The sequence below is a fragment of the Janthinobacterium paucivorans genome (assembly GCF_051380805.1).
GTDB lineage: Bacteria > Pseudomonadota > Gammaproteobacteria > Burkholderiales > Burkholderiaceae_D > Janthinobacterium > Janthinobacterium lividum_D.
Map to the genome: position 1 here is coordinate 115938 of NZ_JBNYXR010000011.1, position 22993 is coordinate 138930.

Consider the following 22993-nt stretch of genomic DNA (forward strand, 5'->3'; position numbering starts at 1 on the left):
AAATTGCCCTCCCCGTATGGGCTTTTGACGATGTTGCCATATAATTAAAGGATGGACGTCGTTTATTCACCGAAATTACGCTGAAATTGGCACACGGCAACTCTGTATGCAGTAAACTTGTCATTGCATTTTCTAAAAGGTACCGACATGACTGAAGCGCTCCTCACTCTCACCTTGCCCGCAGTGAACGTGGAAGCATTGCGTGCGCGATGTTCGACTTGCAGCATGCATCAATTGTGCCTGCCGATGGGTCTCGATGTGGGCGACATGGACAGGCTAGACCAGATCATCGGCCGTCGTCGCAAGATTGTGCGTGGTGCCTCGCTGTTTCGCATCGGCGATTCGTTCCAGAACTTGTACGCGATTCGTCTGGGGCATTTCAAGACGTACCAGATCAATCCTGGCGGCGAAGAGCAAGTGACGGGTTTTCAGATGGCCGGCGAACTGCTGGGCATGGATGCCATCAGCGCCGACCGCCACCACTGTAATGCGGTGGCGCTGGAAGATAGTGAAGTGTGTGAAATTCCATTTTCCAGCCTGGAACAATTGCTGGGTAATATGCCAACCTTGCTGCGCCATTTCCATCGCATGATGAGTCAGGAAATCACGCGCGAGCAAAGTGTCATGCTGTTACTGGGCAATATGCAGGCGACCCAGCGTTTTGCCGCCTTTATCGTCAACCTGGCTTCGCGTTATGAAGCGCGCGGCTATTCGGCCAGCAAATTTCAGCTGCGCATGTCGCGCGAGGAAATTGGTAACTACCTGGGGTTGACCATCGAGAGCGTCAGCCGCTTATTGTCGAAGTTTAAGAAGGAAGGCTGGCTGCGCGTTTCCAACCGCGAGATCGAGATCTTGCAGCCGGCAATATTGAAGGCCATTACGGCCGGCACGGACGTCTGCAAATAATAGCACCGTCAAAACCTGCTGCGCGTCGCGCTTTGCGGCCTGCGATGCTCGCTGTGCTCTAGCACAGCTGCGCTCTTAGCCACAAATCACTGCCGCTCGCTACGGTTTTTTCCCGGCGCTGTACGTTATAGCTCTGCATCCGCCTGCAGCGCGATGCTGCGCTGCAGTGGCCAGGTCCAGATGCCGGACAGGCGCCACTCGCGTTTGTCGTTTTCCACCAGCACTTGCCAGCGGCTGCGCTCTAGCATCGGTAGCGCTACTGAGAAGTTGCCGGCCGCATCGGGCTGCACCAGTAGCTTGATATCTTTTTCCGGCAGGGTCGCATGCGCCAGGTGCAGCTGCAACGGACCCTGGTAAGCCTTGCCGACGCTGCGCACGGAACCACTGAGACGCGCCGACGCCACGTCATAGGACAGGCTGGTAGCCATCGCCAGCTTGCTGGCGACCGTATCGCGTCGCAAGTCCTGGTTGATGGCCTTACCTTGCTTGTAATAATCGCCCACCACCAGCGCATCGGGCTGCGTAAACGCGATATACGCCATGCAGCTGCCAACGACCATGGACAGGCCGGGACCTATCATCAGCAGCCAAGGCCAGCGATGCTTGTACCATGGTGCAACGGGTGCTTGCAGCTTGAGGCTGTCGGACATTTTGTTCTCCTTGAGGGCAGGCCCTTTGGGCCTGACCCCAGCTTTTGCTTCTGGGTTGAAAATAAAGTAAAGCTAACGCATGTTTGATGCTGGCCCAACGGCGAAATGCCGGGGTCAGACCCGAGGGATCTGACCCCAACATCAACCTTAGCGCGGCACGATGAATACCGCGCCTTCACGCACATGCAACGCTGGGTTGTCCAGCGAGTGCAATTCGATGGCAATCTTGTTCGAGCCCTTCTCGCCGACACCGTGCGGCACGCGCAGGCGGATGGGCCAGCCCAGCGTTTCCGTCGGCTGTAACGTCACCTCTTCGCGCGTCAGCAAGGTCAGGCCCGGCAAGCCGGAAACGCTGATTTTAAAATGCTGAGTTTGCTCCGAGGTATTCATGATTTGCAAGCGGTAAACGTTCTCGACCATGCCGTCTTCCACTTCGCGACCCATCGAACCGCGGTCGCGGATGACGTCCATTTTCAGGGGGGTGCGCAGGGCCAGTGAGGTACACACGGCGATGATGATCAGCCCCAGGATGGCGGTGTAGATCAGTACGCGCGGGCGCGTGGCGCGCTGGCGGATTTGCTGCGAACTGAAGTTGTTTTCCATCGCATGGTCGGTACTGTAGCGTACCAGTCCGCGCGGCCGGTCGACCTTATCCATCACGCTGTTGCAGGCATCGACGCAGGCGGCGCAGCCGATGCATTCATACTGCAGGCCGTTGCGAATATCGATGCCGGTCGGACACACTTGCACGCACAGGGTGCAGTCGATGCAGTCGCCCAGCTTGTCGTTGTTGCCGGCCTTCTTGCTCATGGCACCACGCGGTTCGCCGCGTTTGGCATCGTAGGTGATGATCAGGGTATCCTGGTCGAACATGGCGCTCTGGAAGCGCGCGTAGGGGCACATGTATTTGCACACCTGCTCGCGCAGCCAGCCCGCGTTGCCGTAGGTTGCCAGGCTGTAGAACAAGACCCAGAACCATTCCCAGGGACCGAAATCGAGGGTGATCACCTCGTGCGCCAGTTCCTTGATCGGCGTGAAATAGCCGACAAAAGTAAAGCCCGTCCACAGGGCGATGGCGCCCCACACCAAGTGCTTGGCCGTCTTCTTGACAACCTTGCGCACGGAGGGGCCTTGCTTGTCGAGGGCCATGCGCGCGCTGCGCGTGCCCTCGATTTTGCGTTCGACCCACAAGAAGATTTCCGTGTAGACCGTTTGCGGGCAAGAGAAGCCGCACCATACCCGCCCGGCGAGGGCTGTGACAAGGAACAAGGAATACGCACAGATGATCAGCAGGGCCGCCAGATAGATGAAATCCTGGGGCCACAGCACGACGCCAAAAATGTAGAACTTGCGCGTGGTCAAATCGAACAGCAGGGCTTGCCTGCCACTCCAGGTCAACCATGGCAAGCCGTAGAACGCCAGCTGGGTAAGCCAGACACATACCCAGCGCCAGGTAGCGTAGCGTCCTTTGGCCTCGCGAGGGTAGATTTGCTCGCGGGCCGCATACATCTTGATGACTTGAGGGTCTGACATTATTTCACGGGTGTCTGTGGATTCGACAGGCTCCAGACGTACGCCGACAGTACGTGCACTTTCGATTCCCCAAGGAAATCGTTGAAGGCCGGCATGGCGTTATTGCGCCCCTTGCGGATGGTTTCCATGATGGTATCGGCGCTGCCGCCGTACAGCCAGATCTTGTCCGTCAGGTTAGGCGAACCCAGCATCTGGTTGCCCTTCGCATCGGCACCATGGCAAGCCATGCAGGCGCCGAACTTGGCCTTGCCCAATACCGACTTTACCGGGTCCGAGGTCGAACCGGACAGGCTCAGCACATAATGGGCCACGTTCTCGACATCCTTTTCGGAGCCCAGGGCGGCACCCATCGGTGGCATCTGCCCATTGCGGCCGTGCATGATGGTCGTCTTGATGACGTCAGGTTCGCCGCCATACAGCCAATCCTTGTCAGTCAGGTTAGGGAAGCCCTTGTTGCCGCGTGCATCCGAACCGTGGCATTGCGCGCAGTAGGTCAGGAACAAACGCTGGCCGATGGCTTGCGCCTGCGGATCGGCGGCCACCGTCTTCAAGTCCTGGCTCAGGTACTTGTTGAACAGGGGACCGTAGTCGGCTTCCGCTTTCTTCAGCTCTTCCTCGTACTGGCCTGTCGATTTCCAGCCCAGGCTACCGGCATAGTTGCCCAGGCCCGGATACAGGAACAGATATGCCAGGGCGAAGACGATGGTGATGTAGAACAACCACATCCACCAGCGCGGCATCGGCGTATTGAGTTCCTTCAAGTCCTCGTCCCAGACGTGGCCCGTGGTGCCATCGGCAGGGGCACCGGCAGCCACTTTGACCTTCGACTGCGAGTACAGCAGCACGCCGCAGCCGATGATGCCCAGCAAGGACAATACGATGATGTAAATATTCCAGAAGCCATTGGTAAAGTCAGCCATGGTTGCGCTCCCCTTGTGCCGGCACGGGCATAGATACCGGCGCGGCCGGATAGTCGAGCGCTTCGTCGTCGAACGGCAGGTTCGCCGCCGCGTCAAAGTCGCTATTGCTGCGGCTGAAAGTCCACCACAGGATGCCTGCGAACGTCGTAAAGGAAACCACCGTCATGACGCTGCTGGCGCTGTCAAACAGGTTGTCGATTGCCATGCTAATTCCTTGTTTTAATTAATGTACCGAGGCCTTGCAGATAGGCGACCAGGGCGTCCTCTTCGGTCTTGTCCTGCAGCTGTGCCGGACCGGCCGTGATTTCTTCATCGCTGTATGGCTGGCCCAGGCGTTTCAGGGCGCGCATCTTCGGCATGATGTCGTCAGGCACCAGTTTGGTCTTCGCCAGCCATGGGTAGGCTGGCATGTTCGACTCGGGCACCACGTCGCGCGGGTTGTTCAAGTGCGTGCGGTGCCATTCATCGCTGTAGCGGGCACCCACGCGGGCCAGGTCCGGCCCCGTGCGCTTGGAACCCCACTGGAACGGACGGTCATACACGAACTCGCCAGCGACCGAATAATGGCCATAGCGTTCCGTTTCCGCGCGCAGCGGACGCACCATCTGCGAGTGGCAGTTGTAGCAGCCTTCGCGCACGTAAATGTCGCGGCCCGCCAGGCGTAGCGGCGAGTACGGCTTCAGGCCGGCGATCGGTTCCGTCGTGCTCTTCTGGAAGAACAGGGGAACGATCTCGACGGCGCCGCCGACGCTGATCACTAGCGTGACTAGGGCGATCAGCAGCCAGGGGTTTTTCTCAATCCATGCATGTGAAAATTTCATTTGCTTTCGCTCCTATCAGGCGTGCGCCGCGTTCAGTTCTGGAATGCGGGCGACGGGGAGTTTGCTGCCGCGCAAGGTCATCCAGGTGTTGTAGCCCATGATGCACATACCCGACAGGTACAGCAGGCCACCGCCCACGCGCACCACATAGTACGGATACGTTGCTTTCACGCTCTCGACAAAGGTGTAGGTCAGGGTGCCGTCCGGATTGACCGCACGCCACATCAGGCCCTGCATCACGCCGGCGATCCACATTGCCGCGATGTACAGCACGATGCCGATGGTAGCCACCCAGAAATGCACGTCGACCAGGCGCGTGCTATACATCTGCGTGCGGCCCGCCAGGCGTGGCAGCAGATAGTAGATCGAACCCATGGTGATGAAGCCCACCCAACCCAGGGCACCTCCATGCACGTGGGCAACGGTCCAGTCGGTATAGTGCGACAGCGAGTTGATGGTCTTGATCGACATCATCGGACCTTCGAAGGTGGCGATGCCGTAGAACGACAGCGAGACGATCATGAATTTCAGGATCGGATCGGTGCGCAGCTTGTGCCAGGCGCCCGACAGGGTCATGATGCCGTTGATCATGCCGCCCCAGCTTGGTGCCAGCAGGACCAGCGAGAAGACCATGCCGATCGATTGCGTCCAGTCAGGCAATGCCGTGTAGTGCAGGTGATGCGGGCCGGCCCACATGTAGGTGAAGATCAGCGCCCAGAAGTGGACGATGGACAGGCGGTACGAGTACACGGGGCGCTCGGCCTGTTTTGGAATGAAGTAGTAGACCATGCCCAGGTAGCCGGCGGTCAGGATGAAACCCACCGCGTTATGGCCGTACCACCACTGTATCATGGCGTCCTGCACGCCCGCATAGGCGGAATATGACTTCGTAAACGACGCTGGCATGACGGCGCCATTGACCACGTGCAAAATCGTCACGGCCAGGATGTAGGCACCGAAGAACCAGTTGGCCACGTAGATGTGCTTGACCTTGCGCTTGATCAAGGTACCAAAGAACACGATGGCGTAGGCGATCCAGACGACGGCGATCAGGATGGAAATGGGCCACTCCAGCTCGGCGTATTCCTTGCCGCGCGTCAGGCCCATGGGCAGGGTGACGACGGCGCACAGGATCACCGCTTGCCAGCCCCAGAACGTGAAGGCAGCCAGTTTGTCGGAAAACAGACGCACCTGGCAGGTGCGTTGTACGACGTAGTACGAGGTGGCGAACAGGCCGCAGATGCCGAAGGCGAAAATCACCGCATTCGTGTGCAGCGGACGCAAACGTCCGTATGTTAGCCACGGTATGTCGAGGTTCAGGGCAGGCCAGGCCAACTGAGCGGCGATGATAACGCCAACCAGCATGCCGATGATGCCCCATACCACAGTAGCGACCGCGAATTGCTTCACGATCTTGTAGTTATAGTTCAGCGATTGATCCACAAAGACTCTCCCTGGAATTACTATTTATAATGGTGGGCAGAGAGTAAGTGTTTGACCGCGAAAAAACTTTGATGTGGATCAAAATTCCCCGGATGAAACAAGCGTAGTTAACTGACATCGAAATAAAGTGATATTTCGCTCAAAAAAGCCATGCAAGATGGCTGCAAGCGGGGCTCGATGCGGGGCAGACGCGCCGGCCATGGCGTGCAGGACGCCAGCCGGGCTGAGGCGGTCAGGGATGCGGTTCGCCGGGCGCCGGCGGCCTGACCGGCGTATCGTCGTCTTGCAGCACGCGCAAGCCCGGTCCGACGAGATCGTCGAACTGGCCGCTATCGGAGGCGGTGAAATACACCCACAGCGCGATGAAGACGACCACGACGCTTAAGGGAATGAGCAGGTAGAGTGCTTCCATGGTTCAGGCTTTCCGCAGGCGCAGGGCGTTGGCGATGACGACCGCCGAGCTGGCAGCCATGCCGACGCCGGACAGCCAGGGGTTCAGGAAACCCAGCGCGGCGGCCGGGATGGCCGTCAGATTGTACAGGGTGGCCCAGCCCAGGTTTTCGCGAATGATGCGCATGCTGCGCGCCGCCGTTTGCGCCGTGTCGAGTACGCAGCGCAGCTGCGACGACAGCAGCACCGTGTCCGCATGCGCCTGCGCCAGAGCGGCACCGGAACCCATGGCAAAGGAGACATCGGCTGCGCTCAGCACGGCGGCGTCGTTGATGCCGTCGCCGACCATTGCCACCACGGCACCGGTCGCCTGCAGTTGCTGCACGAAATCGAGCTTTTCATCGGGCAGGCATTCGCCGCAAGCCGTGGCGATGCCAAGCTGCGCCGCCACGCTTTGCGTCAGCGCTTCCTGGTCGCCGCTCAGCAGCACGACTTGCTTGCCGCGCTGCTGGAAATAGTCGACCACTTCGCGCGCTTCCGGGCGCAGCGCATCGCTGAGCAAGAAGCGCGTGAGCCACTGCTCCTGCGTGCCCAGGTACAGCGGTGTCATGCCGTGCATGCCGACGGCTGTGTCGCCTAGTGGCGGCCCGGCGATGGCGGCCACAAAGGCCGCATTGCCGAGACGGTAGCGTACGCCATTGAGCACGCCTTCGAGACCTTGGCCCTGCACTTCCTGCAATTGTTGCGCATGCGCGCGCGCCTGCTGTCCTGGCAATCCTTCGGCGGCTGCCAGGATCGCCTGTGCCAGCGGATGGGCGCTGCCCGCTTCCAGCGCGGCGGCCACTTGCAGGCAAGCGTCCTGCGGCATGCTGCCCAGGCTTTCGATTTGCTGCAGCACGGGTCGGCCCAGGGTCAATGTTCCCGTCTTGTCGAAGACGATGTGGGTAGCGCGGTGCAGGGTTTCCAGCACATGCGGCTGGACGATCAGCACGCCGCGCCGCAGCAGGCTGTCGGTGGCAGCTGCCAGCGCCGTCGGCGTTGCCAGGGATAAGGCACACGGGCACGAAACGACCAGCACGGCGATGGCCACGGGCCAGGCCCGCGACGCATCGTGCCAGCTCCAGAAGGCGAACACGGCGATGGCAAACAGCAATAGGCCCAGCACGAACCAGGCGGCCACTTTATCGGCCCATTGCGCGATCTGCGGCTTGCCGCTGCCGGCCCGCTCGATCAGTTTCAATAAATCCGACAGGGTGCTTTCGCGCGCGGGTTTGAGCACGCGCACGATCAGCGCGGCGCTGGCGTTAATCGCCCCGCCCGGCACCTGTTCTCCCGTTGTTTTGCGTTGCGCCGCGCTCTCGCCCGTCAGCAGCGATAAATCGAGCGCGCTCGTGCCTTCGATGATGACGCTGTCGGCGGCGACCGCCTCGCCCGGTTTCACGAGGATGATATCGCCCACGTCCAGCGTGCCGGCCGGCACCAGGGTGGTGGCGCGGTGCTCTGGAAAGCCCGCCATCAGCGAGGCAGAGGCAGGCAAGGCATGTTGCAGCCGCTCCAGCGCCGAGGCAGCCTTGCGGCGCGCCTGCAGCTCGAAATAGCGGCTGCACAGCAGCAGGAAAATGAACATCGTGGCCGAGTCGTAATATACCTCGCCGCGGTCTGTAAAGGTCGCCACCACGCTGCCGAAGAAGGCCGCCAGGATGCCCAGCGCCACGGGCACATCCATGCCCAGGGTGCGCGCGCGCAGGCTGGCCCAGGCGCCCTGGAAAAACGGCATGGCCGAATAGCAGATGGCCGGCAAGGTGAGCAGCAGGCTGGCCCAGCGCATCAGGCTGGCCATACTATCGTCCAGTGTGCCGTCCTCGGCGGCCAGGTAGGCGGGCGCCACGTACATCATCACCTGCATCATCGACAGGCCCGCCACGAAGAGCTGGCGGCCCAGCGTCTTGCTGGCTTTTTGCAGGCGCTCGCCATGGCGCACGGCGTCGTAGGGATACGCCGTGTAGCCGACTTGCCGCACGGCTTGCAGGATATCGCCCGGCTCGCATTGCGCGCGACTCCAGCGCACGTACAGGCGCTCGGTGGCGACGTTCAGGCTGGCCGCCTGCACGCCGGGCAGGCGCGTCAGCTGGCGTTCGATCAGCCAGACGCAGGCCGCGCAGCGTATGCCTTCGACGGACAGGGTCGCTTCGCAGCTGCTGGCGTCGCGCGCAAATTGTGCATCGTCATTGCTGTACAGGCGCAATTCGGGCGGCACCATGGTCGCATCGGCTGCGTTGACGGCGTATTCATCGCGGTCGCGGTAATACGCGCTCTGGCCGATGTCGACGATGGTTTGCGCCACTGCTTCGCAGCCGGGGCAGCACATGGCGCGTGGCACGTCGTCGATAGTGACCTGCCATTTGCTTGCAGCGGGGACGGGCAAGCCGCAATGGAAGCAGGCGCAGGGTTTTAAAACAGCATTCATAGGTTTGTTTTCATGCGTCTTTTCATGGATGGCCGGTGACGCAGAGGGCGTCGAGCCAGCCCAGTGACACGCCATTCGCGGCGCGCAGCAGGCCCAGCAGGCCAAAGCCCAGTACCAGCAAGCCGCTGGCGATGCGCACGGGACGGCGCTGCATTTGCGTGCGCAAACGCGTGCCCAGCAAGCCCATGCCCAGCAGGGTGGGCAGGGTGCCCAGGCCGAACGCGGCCATGCTGGCCGCGCCAGCGAGGGCCGAACCTTGCATCATGGCCGTCAGCAGGGCGCTGTAGACCATGCCACATGGCACCCAGCCCCACAGGCCGCCCACGGCCAGCGCCTTGAACGGCGTATCCATCGGCATCAACGGATGCAGCAGGGGGCGCACGCGGCGCCAGACGACATTGCCGGCCGCTTCCAGATGGGCCAGGCCGCGCCAGACATCCATCAGGTATAGGCCCAGGGCGACGAGCATCAGGTTGGCCAGCCAGTAGCCGGCCACCTGTAGTGACGCCATGCGCAGCATGCCCGCGCCGGCCAGGCTACCGGCCATGGCACCGGCTAGCATGTAGCTGGCGATACGCCCGCCGTTGTAGGCCAGCACGCGCAGCACATTCGATTGCACGGTTGTCTGCAATGCGGGCCGCGCCACGGCGATGGCGATCACGGGACGGCTGGGCGCGGGAGTTGCACCACCGCCCAGCGACAGGGCGCCGACGATGCCGCCGCACATGCCGATGCAGTGCACGCTGCCGGCCAGGCCGAGCATGAACATGGGCACGAGGCTAAGGGCGTTCATCGGGCGGCGTTATACCGTTTTCGAGTAGCGCAGCGGCTGCACCGCGTCCGGCGCCGCGTTGGCGCGGGCCTGCGTCAGGTAGCGGTCGAAGACCATGCAGATATTGCGGATCAGCAAGCGCCCTTTCGGCGTCACTGTCAGCCAGTCTTCCTCGATGACGAGCAAGCCGTCGCGCGCCAGTTCGCGCAGCTTTTCCAGCTCGGCGGCGAAATAGTTGCGGAACTTTACGGGGTGCGCTTGCTCGATGGTGGCGATCGACAATTCGAAGTTGCACATCAGCATTTGGATGATAATACGGCGCAATAAGTCATCGGTATCGAGCTTGATGCCGCGCGCGATCGGCAGCACGCCTTCGTCGAGTTTTTCGTAATACGCGTCCAGCGTTTTCTCATTCTGGCTATAGACGGCGCCGACGGAGCTGATGGCCGACACGCCACAGGCGATCAGGTCGGCTTCCGCGCGCGTCGAGTAGCCTTGGAAGTTGCGGTGCAAACGGCCCTGGTGCTGCGCTACGGCCAAGTCGTCCGTTGGCTTGGCGAAATGGTCCATGCCAATGTAGACATAGCCGGCGGCGGTCAGGCGAGCGATGCATAGGCCCAGCATGGCCAGCTTGCTGGCGCTGTCGGGCATGTCGGCGTCGAGGATGCGGCGCTGCGGCTTGAACAGGTGCGGCATGTGCGCGTAGTGATACAGAGCGATACGGTCCGGGCTGGCGGAAATGACTTTGCGCAGGGTTTCCGTCATCGTTTCCAGGTTCTGCTTGGGCAATCCGTAGATCAGGTCGATGCTGATCGAGCGGAAACCGGCGTCGCGCGCCGCTTGCATGATGGCCACCGTTTCCGCTTCCGGCTGGATGCGGTTAACGGCCTTCTGCACGTCGGCGTCGAAATCCTGCACGCCCAGGCTGATGCGGTTGAAACCTTGCGCGCGCAGCGAAAACACGCGTTCGCGCGACACCGTGCGCGGATCGATTTCGATCGAATACTCGCCGTCTTCATCGGCAGCGAACTCGAAATGCTGGCGCAAATGCAGCATCAGGTCGTCCATCTGCTTTTCGCTCAGGTAGGTCGGCGTGCCGCCGCCGAAATGCAACTGCTCGATCTGGTTCATACCGGCAAACAGCTTGCCCTGCATGGCGATTTCCTGTTTCAGATAGCTGAGGTAGGTGGCGGCCTTGCTGCGGTCTTTGGTGACGATTTTGTTGCAGGCGCAGTAGTAGCACAGGGTGTCGCAAAATGGCACGTGCACGTAGAGTGACAGTGGACGCCGGCCGCCGCGCATGCGCAGTGCGGCCAGCGCTTCGAGGAAGTTGCCGTAGCCGAAGTCGGCATTGAAACGGTCGGCGGTCGGATACGATGTGTAGCGCGGGCCGGACTGGCTCATCTTGCTGATGATGACCGGATCGAATTCGACGACGGCGTCTAGGTCGGCGGAAGCACTGCTGAGTAATGTAGGCATGATGTGTGTAAAGTCTTGTAAGGTTTTAGGCGGCCAGGCGTTTCGGCGCGGCGGGTTTGCCGGCGTTCGCGGCACCTCCCTTGCGGCCGGCAATGGCGACGCGGCGCGGTGGCGCCATCTTGCCGAAATTGAACAGGCTCACGGCTTGCGACAGGCTGGCTGCTTCTTCCGCCAGGCGCGTCGCTGCTGCTGCTGCTTCTTCCACCAGGGCCGCGTTCTGCTGCGTCACCTGGTCCATGTGGGCGATGGCCTGATTGACCTGGTCGACCCCGATGCTCTGTTCGCGCGAGGCGACGGAAATTTCTTGCATGATGGCCGTGACTTGCTTGACGGAACTCACCACCTGTTCCATGGTCTCACCGGCGCGGTTCACCTGCAGCATGCCGGCGCCCACCTTGCCGACGGAAATTTCAATCAGCTGTTTGATGTCCTTGGCCGCCACGGACGAGCGTTGCGCCAGGTTGCGCACCTCGCCCGCCACCACCGCGAAGCCCCGGCCCTGCTCGCCGGCGCGGGCCGCTTCCACGGCCGCGTTCAAGGCCAGGATATTGGTCTGGAAGGCGATGCCTTCGATCAGGCCGATAATGTCAACGATTTTCTTCGACGAGGTGTTGATATCGTCCATGGTGGTGATCACATCGGCAACGATTTCGCCACCCTGCACGGCCACTTTCGAGGCCGCCACGGCCAGTTCGTTGGCCTGCACCGAGTTGTCCGCGTTCTGTTTTACCGTCGACGAGAATTCCTCGATGCTCGAGGCAGTTTCTTCCAGGCTGGCCGCCTGCGATTCGGTGCGGCCCGAGAGGTCCATATTGCCGGCGGCGATTTGTTTGGTGGCCACGGCCATGGTTTCCACGTTGATGCGCACGTCGCGGATGGTGGCGATCAGGTTGCTGTTCATCTGTTGCAGCGCGCGCAGCAATTGCCCTACTTCATCAGTGCTGTCCGTTTCAAAACTGCCCGACAGGTCGCCGGCCGCAATCGCCCGCGCGCCGTCCAGGGCCTTGCCCAGCGGCTTGAGTACGGACGTGCGCAAGGTGTACCAGAGGAAAACGTTGATCAGGAAGCCGAACAGGGTGGCGCCGAAGATGGCGTAATTGGTGATCTTGCCGCCGCTGGCGAACAGGCTGATGATGCACACCAGTAGTTGCAAACAGTTAACGATGGATGTGGCGGCCCAGATGCGCAGGTTGAGCGACATATGCGTCAGCTTGTGCAGTAAGTGCGCCAGGCCCGGGCGCACGATCAGCCCATTCTTGATGACAATCTTGCCGCCTTCCTTGTTGCGGATGGCCGCATAGGCTTGCTCCGTCGCCTGGACTTGATCCTTGTCGGCTTTCACGCGTACTGACATATAGCCGATGGTCTTGCCCGCTTCGCGGATCGGTGTGACGTTGGCGCGCACCCAGTAAAAATCGCCGTTCTTGCAGCGGTTCTTGACCAGGCCCGTCCACGGCGTACCGGCCTGTATCGAAGCCCACATGTCGGCAAACGCTTCGGCCGGCATGTCTGGATGACGCAGGATATTTTGCGGTGAACCGATCAGCTCTGCCTCGGTGTAGCCACTGACCTGGCTGAAGTAGGGATTCACATACACGATATTGCCGTTCATATCCGTTTTCGACACGATGGCCTGATCGTCCATGACGAGGACTTCACGGTTAGTCAATGGCAAATTTTGGCGCATGGTCGCGGCTTCCTGATCAGTTAAAGAGCAAATTGGTGAGTAAGACTTGCACGATTGCAAGAACGGAGATCAGTGTAAGGAGTCGCCTGCGCAAATTTATTGATGTAGATCAAAATCCTCCAGATTGGTCGGGCTCGCACGCATTTAGCGATGGCAAGGCGGCATTGTTTTAAAGTTACTGCTTGCCAGTGGCGACTAATTGACGCCGGCCGCCAGCGGCCGTGGGCTGCCCACGGCGTAGCCTTGTGCGTAGTCGATGCCCAGTTCGCGGATGAGGGCCAGGGTTGCCGTGTTTTCCACGTATTGGGCCACCGTTTTCAAGCCCATCATGTGGCTTACTTCATGGATGGCCTTGAGCATGGCGCGGTTGATGGCATTGCCGGCAATGCCGCGCACGAAGATAGCGTCGATTTTCAGGTCATCGACGGGCAGCGCTTTCAGGTAGTCGAACGAGGAAAAACCGCTGCCAAAGTGGTCGAGCGAGAAGCGGCGAAGGACTGTGTCAGGGCGCGCTCCTCCAGGCCCAGCAGGGCCGCCCGTCCTGGCCGACCAGATGACCGTGCCGTCGATGGCCTGGCCAGCGACGATGCGTGTATCGCATATCGCCATGTGCGCCGCTTCCAGCGCCATTTGTCAATGTTTCTGCTGGTCGTTCATCGTCCGCTCCCGCTATGGATAGAGGGATAGACGCACCGCTGGAATTTAAGTTCCCGGCGCGTCAGCTGGCGTGGCGGCCGAGGCGCGGGCCACATCGCGCACATTTTTTTGCACGGCCACGGCAGAAAATAGGCTGAGCAGGAATGCCATGGCATAAAAGCCCTTTTCGCTGTTTTGCAGGCTGGCGTTCCACAAGCCGAGCGTGAGCAGCAGCAAGGCCAGTAGCACGGAAATCCAGCACAGGCCGAAATACAGGCCCGTCACGGCGATGCCCTCGCTACGGTCGCGCACGGATTTTTGCAGCGAGATGGCGGCGAACAGGCCATACATGAGGAGCGTAAAGTAATAGCCCTTTTCATTGAGGGCCATGCTGGCATTCCACAGGCCGGACAGGTAGGTGATGGCGCCGATCAGCAGTGCTGCCCAGGAGGCGCCGATAAAGGCGTTGCTGGGACGTTGGATGGGAGAAATCTGCATAGGGTCTCCTTGGGTAGGCAGGCGCCACCGGCATGGCCGGGGCGGCAGGCACGGATGCGCCTGCCGCTCCATCAGACCAGAAAGCTTATTTGCCTGGTTTGAGCCTACGCAAGCAAGCCGACACGGCCGTGACGCCGGCCAGCACCAGGGCGCCGGCGATGACGCCGGCGACGGCGTTGATCAGGCTAGGCGTGATGGCGGCCAGCACGGGGCCGATACCGGCCATGGCACCGACCGCTTCTTCCGCGTGGTGCAGCAGGCTGCTGGCCCACGGCCAGCCGTGCGTCAAAATGCCGCCGCCCACCATAAACATGGCCAGCGTACCGACTACGGAGAGTAATTTCATCAGTTTTGGCGCCGCCGACACGAGCATGCTGCCAAAGCCGCGCACGCCGTTCATCAGCACGCCGTTACCCTTGCGCGCCGCCAGATAAAAGCCCGCGTCGTCGAGCTTGACGATGCCAGCCACCAGGCCATACACGCCCACCGTCATGATGATGGCGATGCCGACGACGACGGCGACCTGCTCGGCGAAGGTAGCAGCAGCCACCGTGCCCAGGGCGATGACGATGATTTCCGCCGACAAAATGAAGTCGGTGCGGATGGCACCCTTGATTTTGTCCTTTTCCAGCGCCACCAGGTCGGCTTGCGGGTCGCGCAGCGCCTGTGCCAGCTCGGCCTGGTGGCTGTCGTCCGGATGCAGGTATTTGTGGGCGATTTTTTCGAAACCCTCGAAGCACAGATACGCGCCGCCCAGCATCAACAGCGGCGTGATGGCCCATGGCGCAAACGCGCTGATGGCCAGCGCGGCGGGAACGAGAATGGCCTTGTTCTTCAGCGAACCGACGGCGACGGCCCAGACGACGGGCAGCTCGCGTTCGGCGCGCACGCCGGCCACCTGCTGTGCGTTCAGGGCCAGGTCGTCACCGAGTACGCCGGCAGTCTTCTTGGCCGCTACCTTGGTCATCAGGGAAACGTCGTCGAGGATGCTGGCGATATCGTCGAGCAAGGCCAGCAGGCTGGCGCCGGCCATCTCAGCGCGCTCCCGCAGTGGTGAAAGGAAGCGTTGAAGCGAGGAAAGTGTTGTTTTTCATGATGTTATTCTTGGTTGTACGGTAAGGGAAGGCGTAACGACGGTATAGATAAAGCGTGCCTGCGATCTTAACTCAGGCCGGGCCGGCAGGGCCGCACGGGCCGGGTTAAAATCGTCCTTCTTGAGCATTTTGGATACCGCATGCACTTCGCCACCTGGATCACTTTTGTCATCGCCGCCTCGATCATCGCCGTCTCGCCCGGCTCGGGCGCCGTGCTGTCGATGTCGCACGGCTTGTCGTACGGGGTGAAAAAGGCCAGCGCCACCATCCTTGGCCTGCAACTGGGGCTGCTGGTGGTGCTGGGCATCGCCGGCGCCGGCGTCGGTTCTCTGCTGCTGGCCTCCGAAGTGGCCTTCAACATCGTCAAGACGGTGGGCGCGCTGTACCTGATTTACCTGGGTCTGTCGCAGTGGCGCGCCCGGGTGGCTGTCACGGGCGAGCTGCATGCCGATGCTGTGGTGCCTTCGATGCGCCATCGTGTACTGACGGGTTTTCTGACCAACGTGACGAATCCGAAAGGCATTATCTTCATGGTAGCGGTCTTGCCGCAATTCATTAGCCCCACGGCGCCGCTGTTGCCGCAACTGCTGATCCTGGCCGTCACCATGTGCACGATCGACCTGATCGTCATGCATAGCTACGCCTTCCTGGCCGCGTCGATGCAGCGTTTTTTCCGCGATGCCAGCGCCGTTAAAAAGCAGAACCGCTTCTTTGGCGGCTTGCTGATGGCCGTCGGCGCCGCCTTGTTTTTCGTCAAGCGGGGTAGCCAGGCGGCATCCTGAGCCAAGGCAATATGCAAACCAAGATGCAAACATTTGTAAGCCCGCTTGCGATGCCCGCCTGATGCGGATGTAATCGCAGCATGTCCCTTTTGTAAGTCCTGCCTGGAGCGCTACCATGCGTCCTATCCTGTCTCTCCCCGTCTTGAAAACCGTGTGCGCCATGCTGCTGTCGTCGGCCTGCGCCGGCGCCTTGGCGCAGGACCCGCCTGCCCGCGTCGGCCGCATTTCCACTGTCGAAGGACAAGTGCTGGTGCGCGCCGGCGATGGCGAGGCGCAAAATGCCTTGTTGAACTGGCCTGTCACGACGGATCACCGGCTCAGCACCATGCGCGGCGCGCTGGCGGAATTTCGCGTGGGCGCGGCCGCCGTGCGCATCGATGGCGATTCCGAGCTGGAGGTGGGCGAACTCGATGACGAGCATTTCACATTACACCTCAGCTATGGCACAGTCAGCGTGCGCGTGCGCAATCCCGATGCGCTGCGCGGCTTCGAGCTGACCACTGCCCAGGCGCGCGTGATCCTCACTCAGCCCGGTTGGTTGCGCATCGATGCGGGGCGCCAGCCCGGCACCAGCGTCGTCAGCGTGCTCGAGGGCGCTGCCGATGTGGATGGCGCGTCGGGTAGCGTGACCTTGCGTGCCGGCAAGCGCGCCGAGCTGACGGACGAGCAATTGCGCACGGGCACCTTGCACAGGATAGCCTTCGACAATTGGCCCGAAGCCTTGCCCGCCGCCATGCCGGCCTTGCGCTATGTCACGGACGATACCACCGGCTATGAAGAGTTGGACCGCTACGGCGCCTGGCAGGACGATGCGCAATACGGCCCCATGTGGCTGCCCAGCGCGCTGCCGGCTGGCTGGGCGCCATACAGCGACGGGCGCTGGACCTGGATCGCGCCATGGGGCTGGACCTGGGTCGACAATGCGCCCTGGGGTTACGCGCCCTCGCATTACGGGCGCTGGGTGCTGCTGGGCCAGCGCTGGGGCTGGGCGCCGGGGCGCGAGCGCGGTCGCGTACCCTGGGCGCCGGCCCTGGTGGGCTGGGTCGGCGGTGGCCACGGACCGCAGCAAGGCCGGCGTCCTGACGTGGGCTGGTTTCCCCTGTCGCCGCACGAGCGCTATGTGCCCGGCTACCGCGCCAGCGCGGACTATGAACGCCGCATCAACCGCTACGCCGAGGGGCGCCGTTTCGTGGCCGGTGAACGCGAACGCCGTGAAGGCGTGAGCGTGTTGCCCGGTGACCGTTTTGGCCCGCAACGCACGCTCGATGTGCCGCGCCACAACCGCACCAGCATGCCGCCACCCGTGATGCAAAGTTTGCCCTTGGGCACGGCGCCTGCGCCGGCGGGCAACTGGCAGCGTCCTGCCGATGCGCCGCGCGGCGACAACGGATTGCGGCGCGACTTGGTCAACCGTCCAGGCCGCTTGCAGACGGACGATGGCCAGACGCACTTGGCGCCGAATCCCCTGCAGCCGAACCGGCCGCCCGTGCCGACCCAGCCACAACAGCCGCAACAGCCGCAACAGCCGCAACAGTCACCCATGCCGGCTCAGCCCATGATGCCGGCGATGCCGGTCTTGCCACCCGTGCAAGATCAGGTGGGTCGCCCCGGATGGCGTGGCGAGGAGCGGCCACAGCCGCGTCCCGACAGCAACCGTTGGGAACGCGGTGAACGCGCCGAGCGCGGCGGGCGCCGCGAAATGCTGCAGACAGCGCCACCGCCGGCCATGCCTGCACCGCCGCCGCTAGCCCAGCCGCGGCCCGCGCCGCCGCCGATGCCGATGCCGGCCCCCGCCGCGCGTCCGGTGCAGGAGGCGGGCGGTGGCGAACGCAGCGGACCGCCACGTGAACGCAGTAATGACAGGGGCAATGCGCACGGCGGTCCCGGCCGCAATGGCCGGATGCAGGAAGCGGAGCGTTGACAGAACTTGCCGCACTGCCTGTCGCGCCGTAGCGACGTTCAGGCCGACAAAGCGGCAGTTCGTCACATGTCCGAGGAAAAGCGGCACTGTTTTGTCTACAGTGAGGTCCTTGCAGCATAGCGCCATGCCTGACTGGCCGACAGCACCGATTTTTCCGGCTATTTTGTCCAAACGAAATAGTTTTCGCCAGCTTACAAAGCTGGCTTTTTTTTTCCGCACCCGTGTCGCCATGGCCAGGGGCGCATACGCCCCCAAAGTTGGCTACAATACGCCTTTATGCAGCCGCCGCGCGCTAGGCGTGGCGCCGCCTGTTCTGAACGGCACTGATAGGATTTCCCATGCAAACCACTCCCCCCACCGAAGTCACGATTCCTCCCAGCGAATCGCTGATCGAATACCCGAGCGACTTCCCCATCAAGATCATGGGCCCGACGCATGTCGACTTCGCGCCGACCATGCTGGAATTGGTCATCCTCCACGATCCGACCTTCCACGTCGGTCGCATGGAAGAGCGTCCATCGGGCAAGGGCAATTACACGGGCTTGACCGTGACCGTGCGCGCCATCAGTCGCGAGCAGCTCGACGCCCTGTACATGGCGCTGTCGGGCCACCCGATGGTCAAGATCGTCATGTAAGACCAGTGGTTGCCCTGGCGCGCTGGCATTGCGTCAGGCCAGCAACAAGCTGGCAGCCCCCGCCACATGGAGCAGCACCGCCGCGCCCAGCAGGCAATCGGCAGCTTGCTGCGCTTGCCGGCGTGCGCAGCTCAATGAAACGGTAGCCTCGCTTATAATCACGGCTTCGCCGCAGCGTCCGCAGGGCGCCGGCAGCTGATTACAGAATCTGTCATGACCACCACCCGAACCGAAGCGGCGCTGATCCGCGAGCTGGGCCGCGTCGAATACGAGCCGACCTTTGCCGCCATGCGCGCCTTTACCGACGCCCGCACGACGGACACGCGCGATGAACTGTGGATCGTCGAGCATCCGCCCGTGTTCACCCTGGGCCTGGCTGCCGACCGCGGCCATTTGCTGGCGGGCGCCGCGATTGAAGAAAATGCGATACCCGTGGTGCAGACGGACCGGGGCGGTGAAGTGACCTTCCACGGTCCCGGCCAGGTGGTGATTTACCTGCTGATGGACTTGCGCCGCAACAAGCCGGGCGGCAAGTTGTATGCGCGCCAGTTCGTGCATAAAATCGAGCAAGCCATCATCAATGTGCTGGCGGCGTATAATCTCGCAGGCGAGCGCATCGATGGCGCGCCCGGCATCTATATCGCCGGCGGACCAAGCAAGGGTGCGAAGATCGCCGCGCTGGGATTGAAAGTGCGCGGCAACGGCTGCACCTACCATGGCGTATCGCTCAACGTGGCGATGGATCTGGCGCCGTTTTCCTGGATTAACCCCTGCGGCTATTCCGGCCTGAAGACGGTGGACATGCGCAGCATGGGCGTGTTGGCGCCGCTGGCCGAGGTGCAGCGGGCTCTGGCCCATGAATTGACCGTATTACTCGATGTAAGCGAAGTAAACAGCGCCGCAGGCGCGCCTCAGGCAGCGGATGCCTGAGCAAACAAACCAACACGCCCGTCAAGGGCTTGCAGCCATGACTTCTGAGACCATTTCCAGCACCGCCCCCGCCGCGACCGCCGCTGCCGCGTACAACCCGAGCGAAAAGCAAAAAGGCGCCAGCAAGACGTCGCGCATCCCGATCAAGATCATTCCGATCGAGCAAGTCGAGCGCCTGAAAAAGCCGGACTGGATCCGCGTCAAGGCCGCCTCGGCATCGACCCGCTTCTATGAAATCAAGGATATCCTGCGTGAAAACAAACTGGTGACCGTGTGCGAAGAAGCCAGCTGCCCGAACATCGGCGAATGCTTCGGCAAGGGCACGGCTACCTTCATGATCATGGGCGACAAGTGCACGCGCCGCTGCCCGTTCTGCGACGTCGGCCATGGCCGTCCGGACCCGCTGGACAAGGAAGAGCCGGCCAACCTGTCGAAAACCATCGCCAAGCTGCGCCTGAACTACGTCGTCATCACTTCCGTCGACCGCGATGACTTGCGCGACGGCGGCGCTGGCCATTTCGTTGAGTGCATCCAGCAAACGCGCGCCCTGTCGCCAAACACCCGCATCGAAGTGCTGGTGCCCGACTTCCGCGGCCGCCTGGAAAAAGCGTTGAACCTGTTCAAGGATGGCTTGCCTGACGTCATGAACCACAACCTGGAAACGGCGCCGCGCCTGTACAAGGAAGCGCGTCCCGGTTCGGACTACATGCACTCGCTGAAACTGCTGAAGGATTTCAAGGCCATGTACCCGGACGTGAAAACCAAGTCCGGCATCATGGTGGGCCTGGGCGAGACGGACGAGGAAATCTTGCAAGTGATGCGCGACATGCGCGAGCACGATATCGACATGCTGACCATCGGCCAGTACCTGGCGCCATCGAACAGCCACCTGCCCGTGCGCCGCTACGTGCACCCGGACGTCTTCAAAATGTTCGAAGAAGAAGCCTATAAAATGGGTTTCACGCACGCTGCCGTGGGCGCCATGGTGCGCAGCTCCTACCATGCGGACGAACAGGCGCATAGCGCCGGCGTGGAGTCGGCGCTCAATTTCTAAGCCCCTCGCGCCACATCAAGCCGCCCGCTGCAAAGCCGGGCGGCTTTTTCTTGCCTGCTCTTGGCGCAGGCGCCGCATGCGTAGGCGGCGCGACCGCGTTGTCCTGCCGACAAATCCCTTTTCGCGCCTTCAACCTGACTGCGCGCCTATCGCTTAAAAGCTCGTCGACAGGCCGGCGTACAGACTACGGCGGGCGCCGTATTGTGGCGCCCCCACGCCCACGCCGGAACCGTCGCGCAGCAGGTAGGATTTATCGAACACGTTGACCAGGGCCAGGCGTCCCTCCACCTTGCCGAGCGGCGTATTTTTCCAGGTGTGGGTGAGTGCCGTGTTGACGGTGAAGTAACTGGGCAAATGCCCGGAATTCGGTGCGCCACCGTCTGGGGTCATGCGCAGGCCGCTGCCGTAGAGAAAGTCAGCGCTCACTTGCGAATCACCGAAGTGATAATGGCCACCGCCGGACAGCGTGTATTTCTGGTCATGATCGAGGTAGACATAGTGCTTGCTGATGGCGTTCAACTCAGCGGCACCAAACAGCGCTTGCCCCGAATTGATGTTACGCCCTTGCGCCTTTTGCGTACTGGCGTTGAGGAACAGGCCCCAGTTTTTCTCGCTATAGATGGCGGACAACTCCAGGCCCTTGGCGTAGCCATCCGCATAATTGAATGGCGTCAAGATCAGCGCCTGGCCGAACTGGCCTTCGTCCAGCAGATTGTGGATCTTTTTATAGTACACGTCGGCCGTCACGGTCAGTTTTGAATTGACCTGGTGGCTGATGCCCACATCGTAGTAATGCGTGCGCTCGGCCTTGACGTTGTCCGACTGGCCGATTTCCGGCGCATTCGTCGTGTGCGCGTACAGGTCGATGCTGCCCTGGGCCGCCAATTCCTGCGGCGGTGGCGTGAAGTAGCGCGAATAGCCCGCGTGCAGGGCCGTGCCCGGCGCGATCTGGTAAGCCAGATTGACGCGCGGGCTCCATTGCTGCTCGCTGGTGTAGGCCGCTACCTTGTCGTAACGGGCGCCGTAGTTCAGGGTCAAGGGCTTGCTGATACGCCATTCATCCTGTAGATAAAAACTCGCCAGGGTGCCGGTCTTGCCGCTGTTGTCGGCAATGGAGATGGGCGTGGTGGCGGTTTGCGCGCCGTCAATGGCAGGGAACACGGCCACCGTGTTGTCGCTCGTCGTCTTCTGCCGCGTGTAGGCCAGGCCCGCGCGCACGGTATGCTCGGGATGCAGTTTGTAGCTGATATCGAACTGGGCACCCGAGGCGCGGTTCGTGCGGCGCGAGTCCGAGGCTACGCCGTTGTAGATCAGGTCGCCGATGGCATCGGGCGTGAAGTGCAGTGCCGAATACTGGTGGAAAGCCGAGACCTGGTAATTGACGTCGCCCAGGCTCTTTTGCAGCGACAGCACGAGGAAGCGGTTAACTTCGTGCTGGTTTTCATTCAATTGCGATGATGGCAAGCTCGACGTGCCCGCCTGCGCATCGCTGTGCCCATCCAACGAGAAGGCGGGCGCCTGGTTGGGGTTATTCGGGATCTGGAAGCGGCCGTTATACGTGCCGAACATGGCGCCCAGGCGCGTGTTGTCATCGAGGAAATACGAGAGGCTACCGAACGATTTGTTTTGCCGCGTTTTGTCGTGCAGGGCGCTGCGTGTGTCTTGCGGGTTTTCCACGCCCAGGGAATTGCCCAGATAGCTGCCGGACAGGTAGTAATTAAACTTGCCTACGCTGCCGAAAAATTCAGCACTCGGTTCTACATGGTCGTGGCTGCCGAGCATGATACCGATGCGCCCGCCTGGCGTCAGGCCGCCCTCCTTCGTTTCAATATCGACGATGCCCGCCGTGCGCAGGCCGAACTGGGCCGGCAAGGCGCCCGTCATGAAATCGGTCTTGTCGATCAGGCGCGTGTCGATCGACTGGCCAAAGCCGCTGATGCTTTCCGGTAACTGTACGCCGTTGATGCGGTATTGCACGTTGGCATGGTCGTCGCGCACGTGCAGGGCGCCCGAGCCCTTCGAATCTTGCGATACGCCCGGCAGGCGCAGCAGCACTTCATTGAATGGCGTATTGTCGCCCTGGCCCAGCATGTCGATCATGTGGCTGTCGATGCTGTAGATGGTGGTGCCGACTTTCGGCGACAGCGCGATGCGCGCATTTTTCAAGTGGGCGGAGGTGACTTCCACCTTTTGCATCTCTTGTGGTGCGCCATCCGTTGCGGCGCTGGAGGCTTCGTTTGCCTCAGCGGCATGCGCGGAAAGGTTAAACAGGCTGGCAAGGGCGAGCGACAGTGCGCTCAGGCGTGGTGTGTGGTGCATGGCATACCTCGAAAATAGTCAACGCCAGGCGGCACGGCGCGCATGGGGACGCGGCG

Annotated in this window: 21 protein-coding genes; 6 read left to right on the top strand and 15 right to left on the bottom strand. The window is 61.7% G+C overall.

Features of this window, described 5'->3' with window-relative positions; all coding sequences use genetic code 11:
- Positions 1-147: 147 nt before the first annotated feature.
- Positions 148-906, top strand: a complete 759-nt coding sequence (fnr, locus tag ACQ4V8_RS14715) for a fumarate/nitrate reduction transcriptional regulator Fnr (protein WP_029496094.1) — start codon at positions 148-150, stop codon at positions 904-906.
- Between the two features lie 125 nt (positions 907-1031).
- Here the strand turns inward: fnr and ACQ4V8_RS14720 are convergent, their stop codons facing one another.
- The 14 genes from ACQ4V8_RS14720 to ACQ4V8_RS14785 all read right to left on the bottom strand — a co-directional run bounded on the left by ACQ4V8_RS14720 (position 1032) and on the right by ACQ4V8_RS14785 (position 15235).
- On the bottom strand, positions 1032-1556 hold the full coding sequence (locus tag ACQ4V8_RS14720) for a FixH family protein (RefSeq protein ID WP_010393913.1): 525 nt from the start codon (positions 1554-1556) through the stop codon (positions 1032-1034).
- A 147-nt stretch (positions 1557-1703) separates the two neighbouring features.
- Positions 1704-3089, bottom strand: coding sequence for a cytochrome c oxidase accessory protein CcoG (gene ccoG, locus ACQ4V8_RS14725; protein ID WP_010393915.1), 1386 nt, complete (start codon positions 3087-3089; stop codon positions 1704-1706).
- A complete protein-coding gene (ccoP, locus tag ACQ4V8_RS14730) occupies positions 3089-4009 on the bottom strand; it encodes a cytochrome-c oxidase, cbb3-type subunit III (RefSeq protein ID WP_010393918.1) in 921 nt (306 codons plus the stop codon). Before ccoP ends, ccoG begins: the two co-directional genes overlap by 1 nt.
- On the bottom strand, positions 4002-4214 hold the full coding sequence (locus ACQ4V8_RS14735) for a cbb3-type cytochrome oxidase subunit 3 (RefSeq protein WP_010393919.1): 213 nt from the start codon (positions 4212-4214) through the stop codon (positions 4002-4004). The genes ccoP and ACQ4V8_RS14735 overlap by 8 nt, the downstream gene beginning before the upstream one ends.
- A gap of 1 nt (position 4215) precedes the next feature.
- The gene (ccoO, locus tag ACQ4V8_RS14740; RefSeq protein WP_010393921.1) at positions 4216-4830 is read right to left on the bottom strand and encodes a cytochrome-c oxidase, cbb3-type subunit II; all 615 of its coding nucleotides are present in this window, start codon (positions 4828-4830) and stop codon (positions 4216-4218) included.
- A 15-nt stretch (positions 4831-4845) separates the two neighbouring features.
- Positions 4846-6273, bottom strand: a complete 1428-nt coding sequence (ccoN, locus tag ACQ4V8_RS14745) for a cytochrome-c oxidase, cbb3-type subunit I (protein ID WP_010393924.1) — start codon at positions 6271-6273, stop codon at positions 4846-4848.
- Between the two features lie 232 nt (positions 6274-6505).
- On the bottom strand, positions 6506-6685 hold the full coding sequence (gene ccoS, locus ACQ4V8_RS14750) for a cbb3-type cytochrome oxidase assembly protein CcoS (protein ID WP_070345975.1): 180 nt from the start codon (positions 6683-6685) through the stop codon (positions 6506-6508).
- 3 nt (positions 6686-6688) lie between these two features.
- Positions 6689-9130 carry a heavy metal translocating P-type ATPase gene (locus ACQ4V8_RS14755; RefSeq protein WP_436571733.1) on the bottom strand — a complete coding sequence of 814 codons (2442 nt, stop codon included), beginning with the start codon at positions 9128-9130 and terminating at the stop codon, positions 6689-6691.
- 22 nt (positions 9131-9152) lie between these two features.
- A complete protein-coding gene (locus tag ACQ4V8_RS14760; protein WP_010393930.1) occupies positions 9153-9923 on the bottom strand; it encodes a sulfite exporter TauE/SafE family protein in 771 nt (256 codons plus the stop codon).
- A 9-nt stretch (positions 9924-9932) separates the two neighbouring features.
- Positions 9933-11381 carry an oxygen-independent coproporphyrinogen III oxidase gene (gene hemN, locus ACQ4V8_RS14765; protein ID WP_436571734.1) on the bottom strand — a complete coding sequence of 483 codons (1449 nt, stop codon included), beginning with the start codon at positions 11379-11381 and terminating at the stop codon, positions 9933-9935.
- A 25-nt stretch (positions 11382-11406) separates the two neighbouring features.
- A complete protein-coding gene (locus tag ACQ4V8_RS14770; RefSeq protein ID WP_436571735.1) occupies positions 11407-13068 on the bottom strand; it encodes a methyl-accepting chemotaxis protein in 1662 nt (553 codons plus the stop codon).
- A gap of 195 nt (positions 13069-13263) precedes the next feature.
- Positions 13264-13677: an EAL domain-containing protein gene (locus ACQ4V8_RS14775; RefSeq protein WP_436571736.1), complete on the bottom strand. Its 414-nt coding sequence runs from the start codon at positions 13675-13677 to the stop codon at positions 13264-13266.
- 93 nt (positions 13678-13770) lie between these two features.
- Complete coding sequence (gene yiaA, locus ACQ4V8_RS14780; RefSeq protein ID WP_010393940.1) at positions 13771-14202, bottom strand: inner membrane protein YiaA; 432 nt, start codon at positions 14200-14202, stop codon at positions 13771-13773.
- An 85-nt stretch (positions 14203-14287) separates the two neighbouring features.
- Complete coding sequence (locus tag ACQ4V8_RS14785) at positions 14288-15235, bottom strand: DUF808 domain-containing protein (RefSeq protein WP_196856508.1); 948 nt, start codon at positions 15233-15235, stop codon at positions 14288-14290.
- 201 nt (positions 15236-15436) lie between these two features.
- Here ACQ4V8_RS14785 and ACQ4V8_RS14790 point away from each other — a divergent pair, with 201 nt between their 5' ends.
- From ACQ4V8_RS14790 to lipA, 5 genes are all read left to right on the top strand, one after another.
- The gene (locus ACQ4V8_RS14790; RefSeq protein WP_010393943.1) at positions 15437-16078 is read left to right on the top strand and encodes a LysE family transporter; all 642 of its coding nucleotides are present in this window, start codon (positions 15437-15439) and stop codon (positions 16076-16078) included.
- A 115-nt stretch (positions 16079-16193) separates the two neighbouring features.
- Complete coding sequence (locus ACQ4V8_RS14795) at positions 16194-17999, top strand: DUF6600 domain-containing protein (protein WP_436571737.1); 1806 nt, start codon at positions 16194-16196, stop codon at positions 17997-17999.
- A 338-nt stretch (positions 18000-18337) separates the two neighbouring features.
- Positions 18338-18634, top strand: a complete 297-nt coding sequence (locus ACQ4V8_RS14800; protein ID WP_010393947.1) for a DUF493 family protein — start codon at positions 18338-18340, stop codon at positions 18632-18634.
- 213 nt (positions 18635-18847) lie between these two features.
- The gene (lipB, locus tag ACQ4V8_RS14805) at positions 18848-19564 is read left to right on the top strand and encodes a lipoyl(octanoyl) transferase LipB (RefSeq protein ID WP_010393949.1); all 717 of its coding nucleotides are present in this window, start codon (positions 18848-18850) and stop codon (positions 19562-19564) included.
- Between the two features lie 37 nt (positions 19565-19601).
- Positions 19602-20618 carry a lipoyl synthase gene (gene lipA / locus ACQ4V8_RS14810; protein WP_010393952.1) on the top strand — a complete coding sequence of 339 codons (1017 nt, stop codon included), beginning with the start codon at positions 19602-19604 and terminating at the stop codon, positions 20616-20618.
- 153 nt (positions 20619-20771) lie between these two features.
- On the opposite strand, the gene ACQ4V8_RS14815 is transcribed toward lipA, so the two are convergent.
- A complete protein-coding gene (locus tag ACQ4V8_RS14815; RefSeq protein ID WP_436571738.1) occupies positions 20772-22937 on the bottom strand; it encodes a TonB-dependent receptor in 2166 nt (721 codons plus the stop codon).
- Between the last annotated feature and the right edge of the window lie 56 nt (positions 22938-22993).

Coding starts and splice junctions, on each gene's coding strand:
- fnr (WP_029496094.1), top strand. CDS start 148: ATGACTGAAGCGCTCCTCACTCTCACCTTGCCCGCAGTGAACGTGGAA.
- ACQ4V8_RS14720 (WP_010393913.1), bottom strand. CDS start 1,556: ATGTCCGACAGCCTCAAGCTGCAAGCACCCGTTGCACCATGGTACAAG.
- ccoG (WP_010393915.1), bottom strand. CDS start 3,089: ATGTCAGACCCTCAAGTCATCAAGATGTATGCGGCCCGCGAGCAAATC.
- ccoP (WP_010393918.1), bottom strand. CDS start 4,009: ATGGCTGACTTTACCAATGGCTTCTGGAATATTTACATCATCGTATTG.
- ACQ4V8_RS14735 (WP_010393919.1), bottom strand. CDS start 4,214: ATGGCAATCGACAACCTGTTTGACAGCGCCAGCAGCGTCATGACGGTG.
- ccoO (WP_010393921.1), bottom strand. CDS start 4,830: ATGAAATTTTCACATGCATGGATTGAGAAAAACCCCTGGCTGCTGATC.
- ccoS (WP_070345975.1), bottom strand. CDS start 6,685: ATGGAAGCACTCTACCTGCTCATTCCCTTAAGCGTCGTGGTCGTCTTC.
- ACQ4V8_RS14755 (WP_436571733.1), bottom strand. CDS start 9,130: ATGAATGCTGTTTTAAAACCCTGCGCCTGCTTCCATTGCGGCTTGCCC.
- ACQ4V8_RS14760 (WP_010393930.1), bottom strand. CDS start 9,923: ATGAACGCCCTTAGCCTCGTGCCCATGTTCATGCTCGGCCTGGCCGGC.
- hemN (WP_436571734.1), bottom strand. CDS start 11,381: ATGCCTACATTACTCAGCAGTGCTTCCGCCGACCTAGACGCCGTCGTC.
- ACQ4V8_RS14770 (WP_436571735.1), bottom strand. CDS start 13,068: ATGCGCCAAAATTTGCCATTGACTAACCGTGAAGTCCTCGTCATGGAC.
- ACQ4V8_RS14775 (WP_436571736.1), bottom strand. CDS start 13,677: ATGGCGATATGCGATACACGCATCGTCGCTGGCCAGGCCATCGACGGC.
- yiaA (WP_010393940.1), bottom strand. CDS start 14,202: ATGCAGATTTCTCCCATCCAACGTCCCAGCAACGCCTTTATCGGCGCC.
- ACQ4V8_RS14785 (WP_196856508.1), bottom strand. CDS start 15,235: ATGGCCGGCGCCAGCCTGCTGGCCTTGCTCGACGATATCGCCAGCATC.
- ACQ4V8_RS14790 (WP_010393943.1), top strand. CDS start 15,437: ATGCACTTCGCCACCTGGATCACTTTTGTCATCGCCGCCTCGATCATC.
- ACQ4V8_RS14795 (WP_436571737.1), top strand. CDS start 16,194: ATGCGTCCTATCCTGTCTCTCCCCGTCTTGAAAACCGTGTGCGCCATG.
- ACQ4V8_RS14800 (WP_010393947.1), top strand. CDS start 18,338: ATGCAAACCACTCCCCCCACCGAAGTCACGATTCCTCCCAGCGAATCG.
- lipB (WP_010393949.1), top strand. CDS start 18,848: ATGACCACCACCCGAACCGAAGCGGCGCTGATCCGCGAGCTGGGCCGC.
- lipA (WP_010393952.1), top strand. CDS start 19,602: ATGACTTCTGAGACCATTTCCAGCACCGCCCCCGCCGCGACCGCCGCT.
- ACQ4V8_RS14815 (WP_436571738.1), bottom strand. CDS start 22,937: ATGCACCACACACCACGCCTGAGCGCACTGTCGCTCGCCCTTGCCAGC.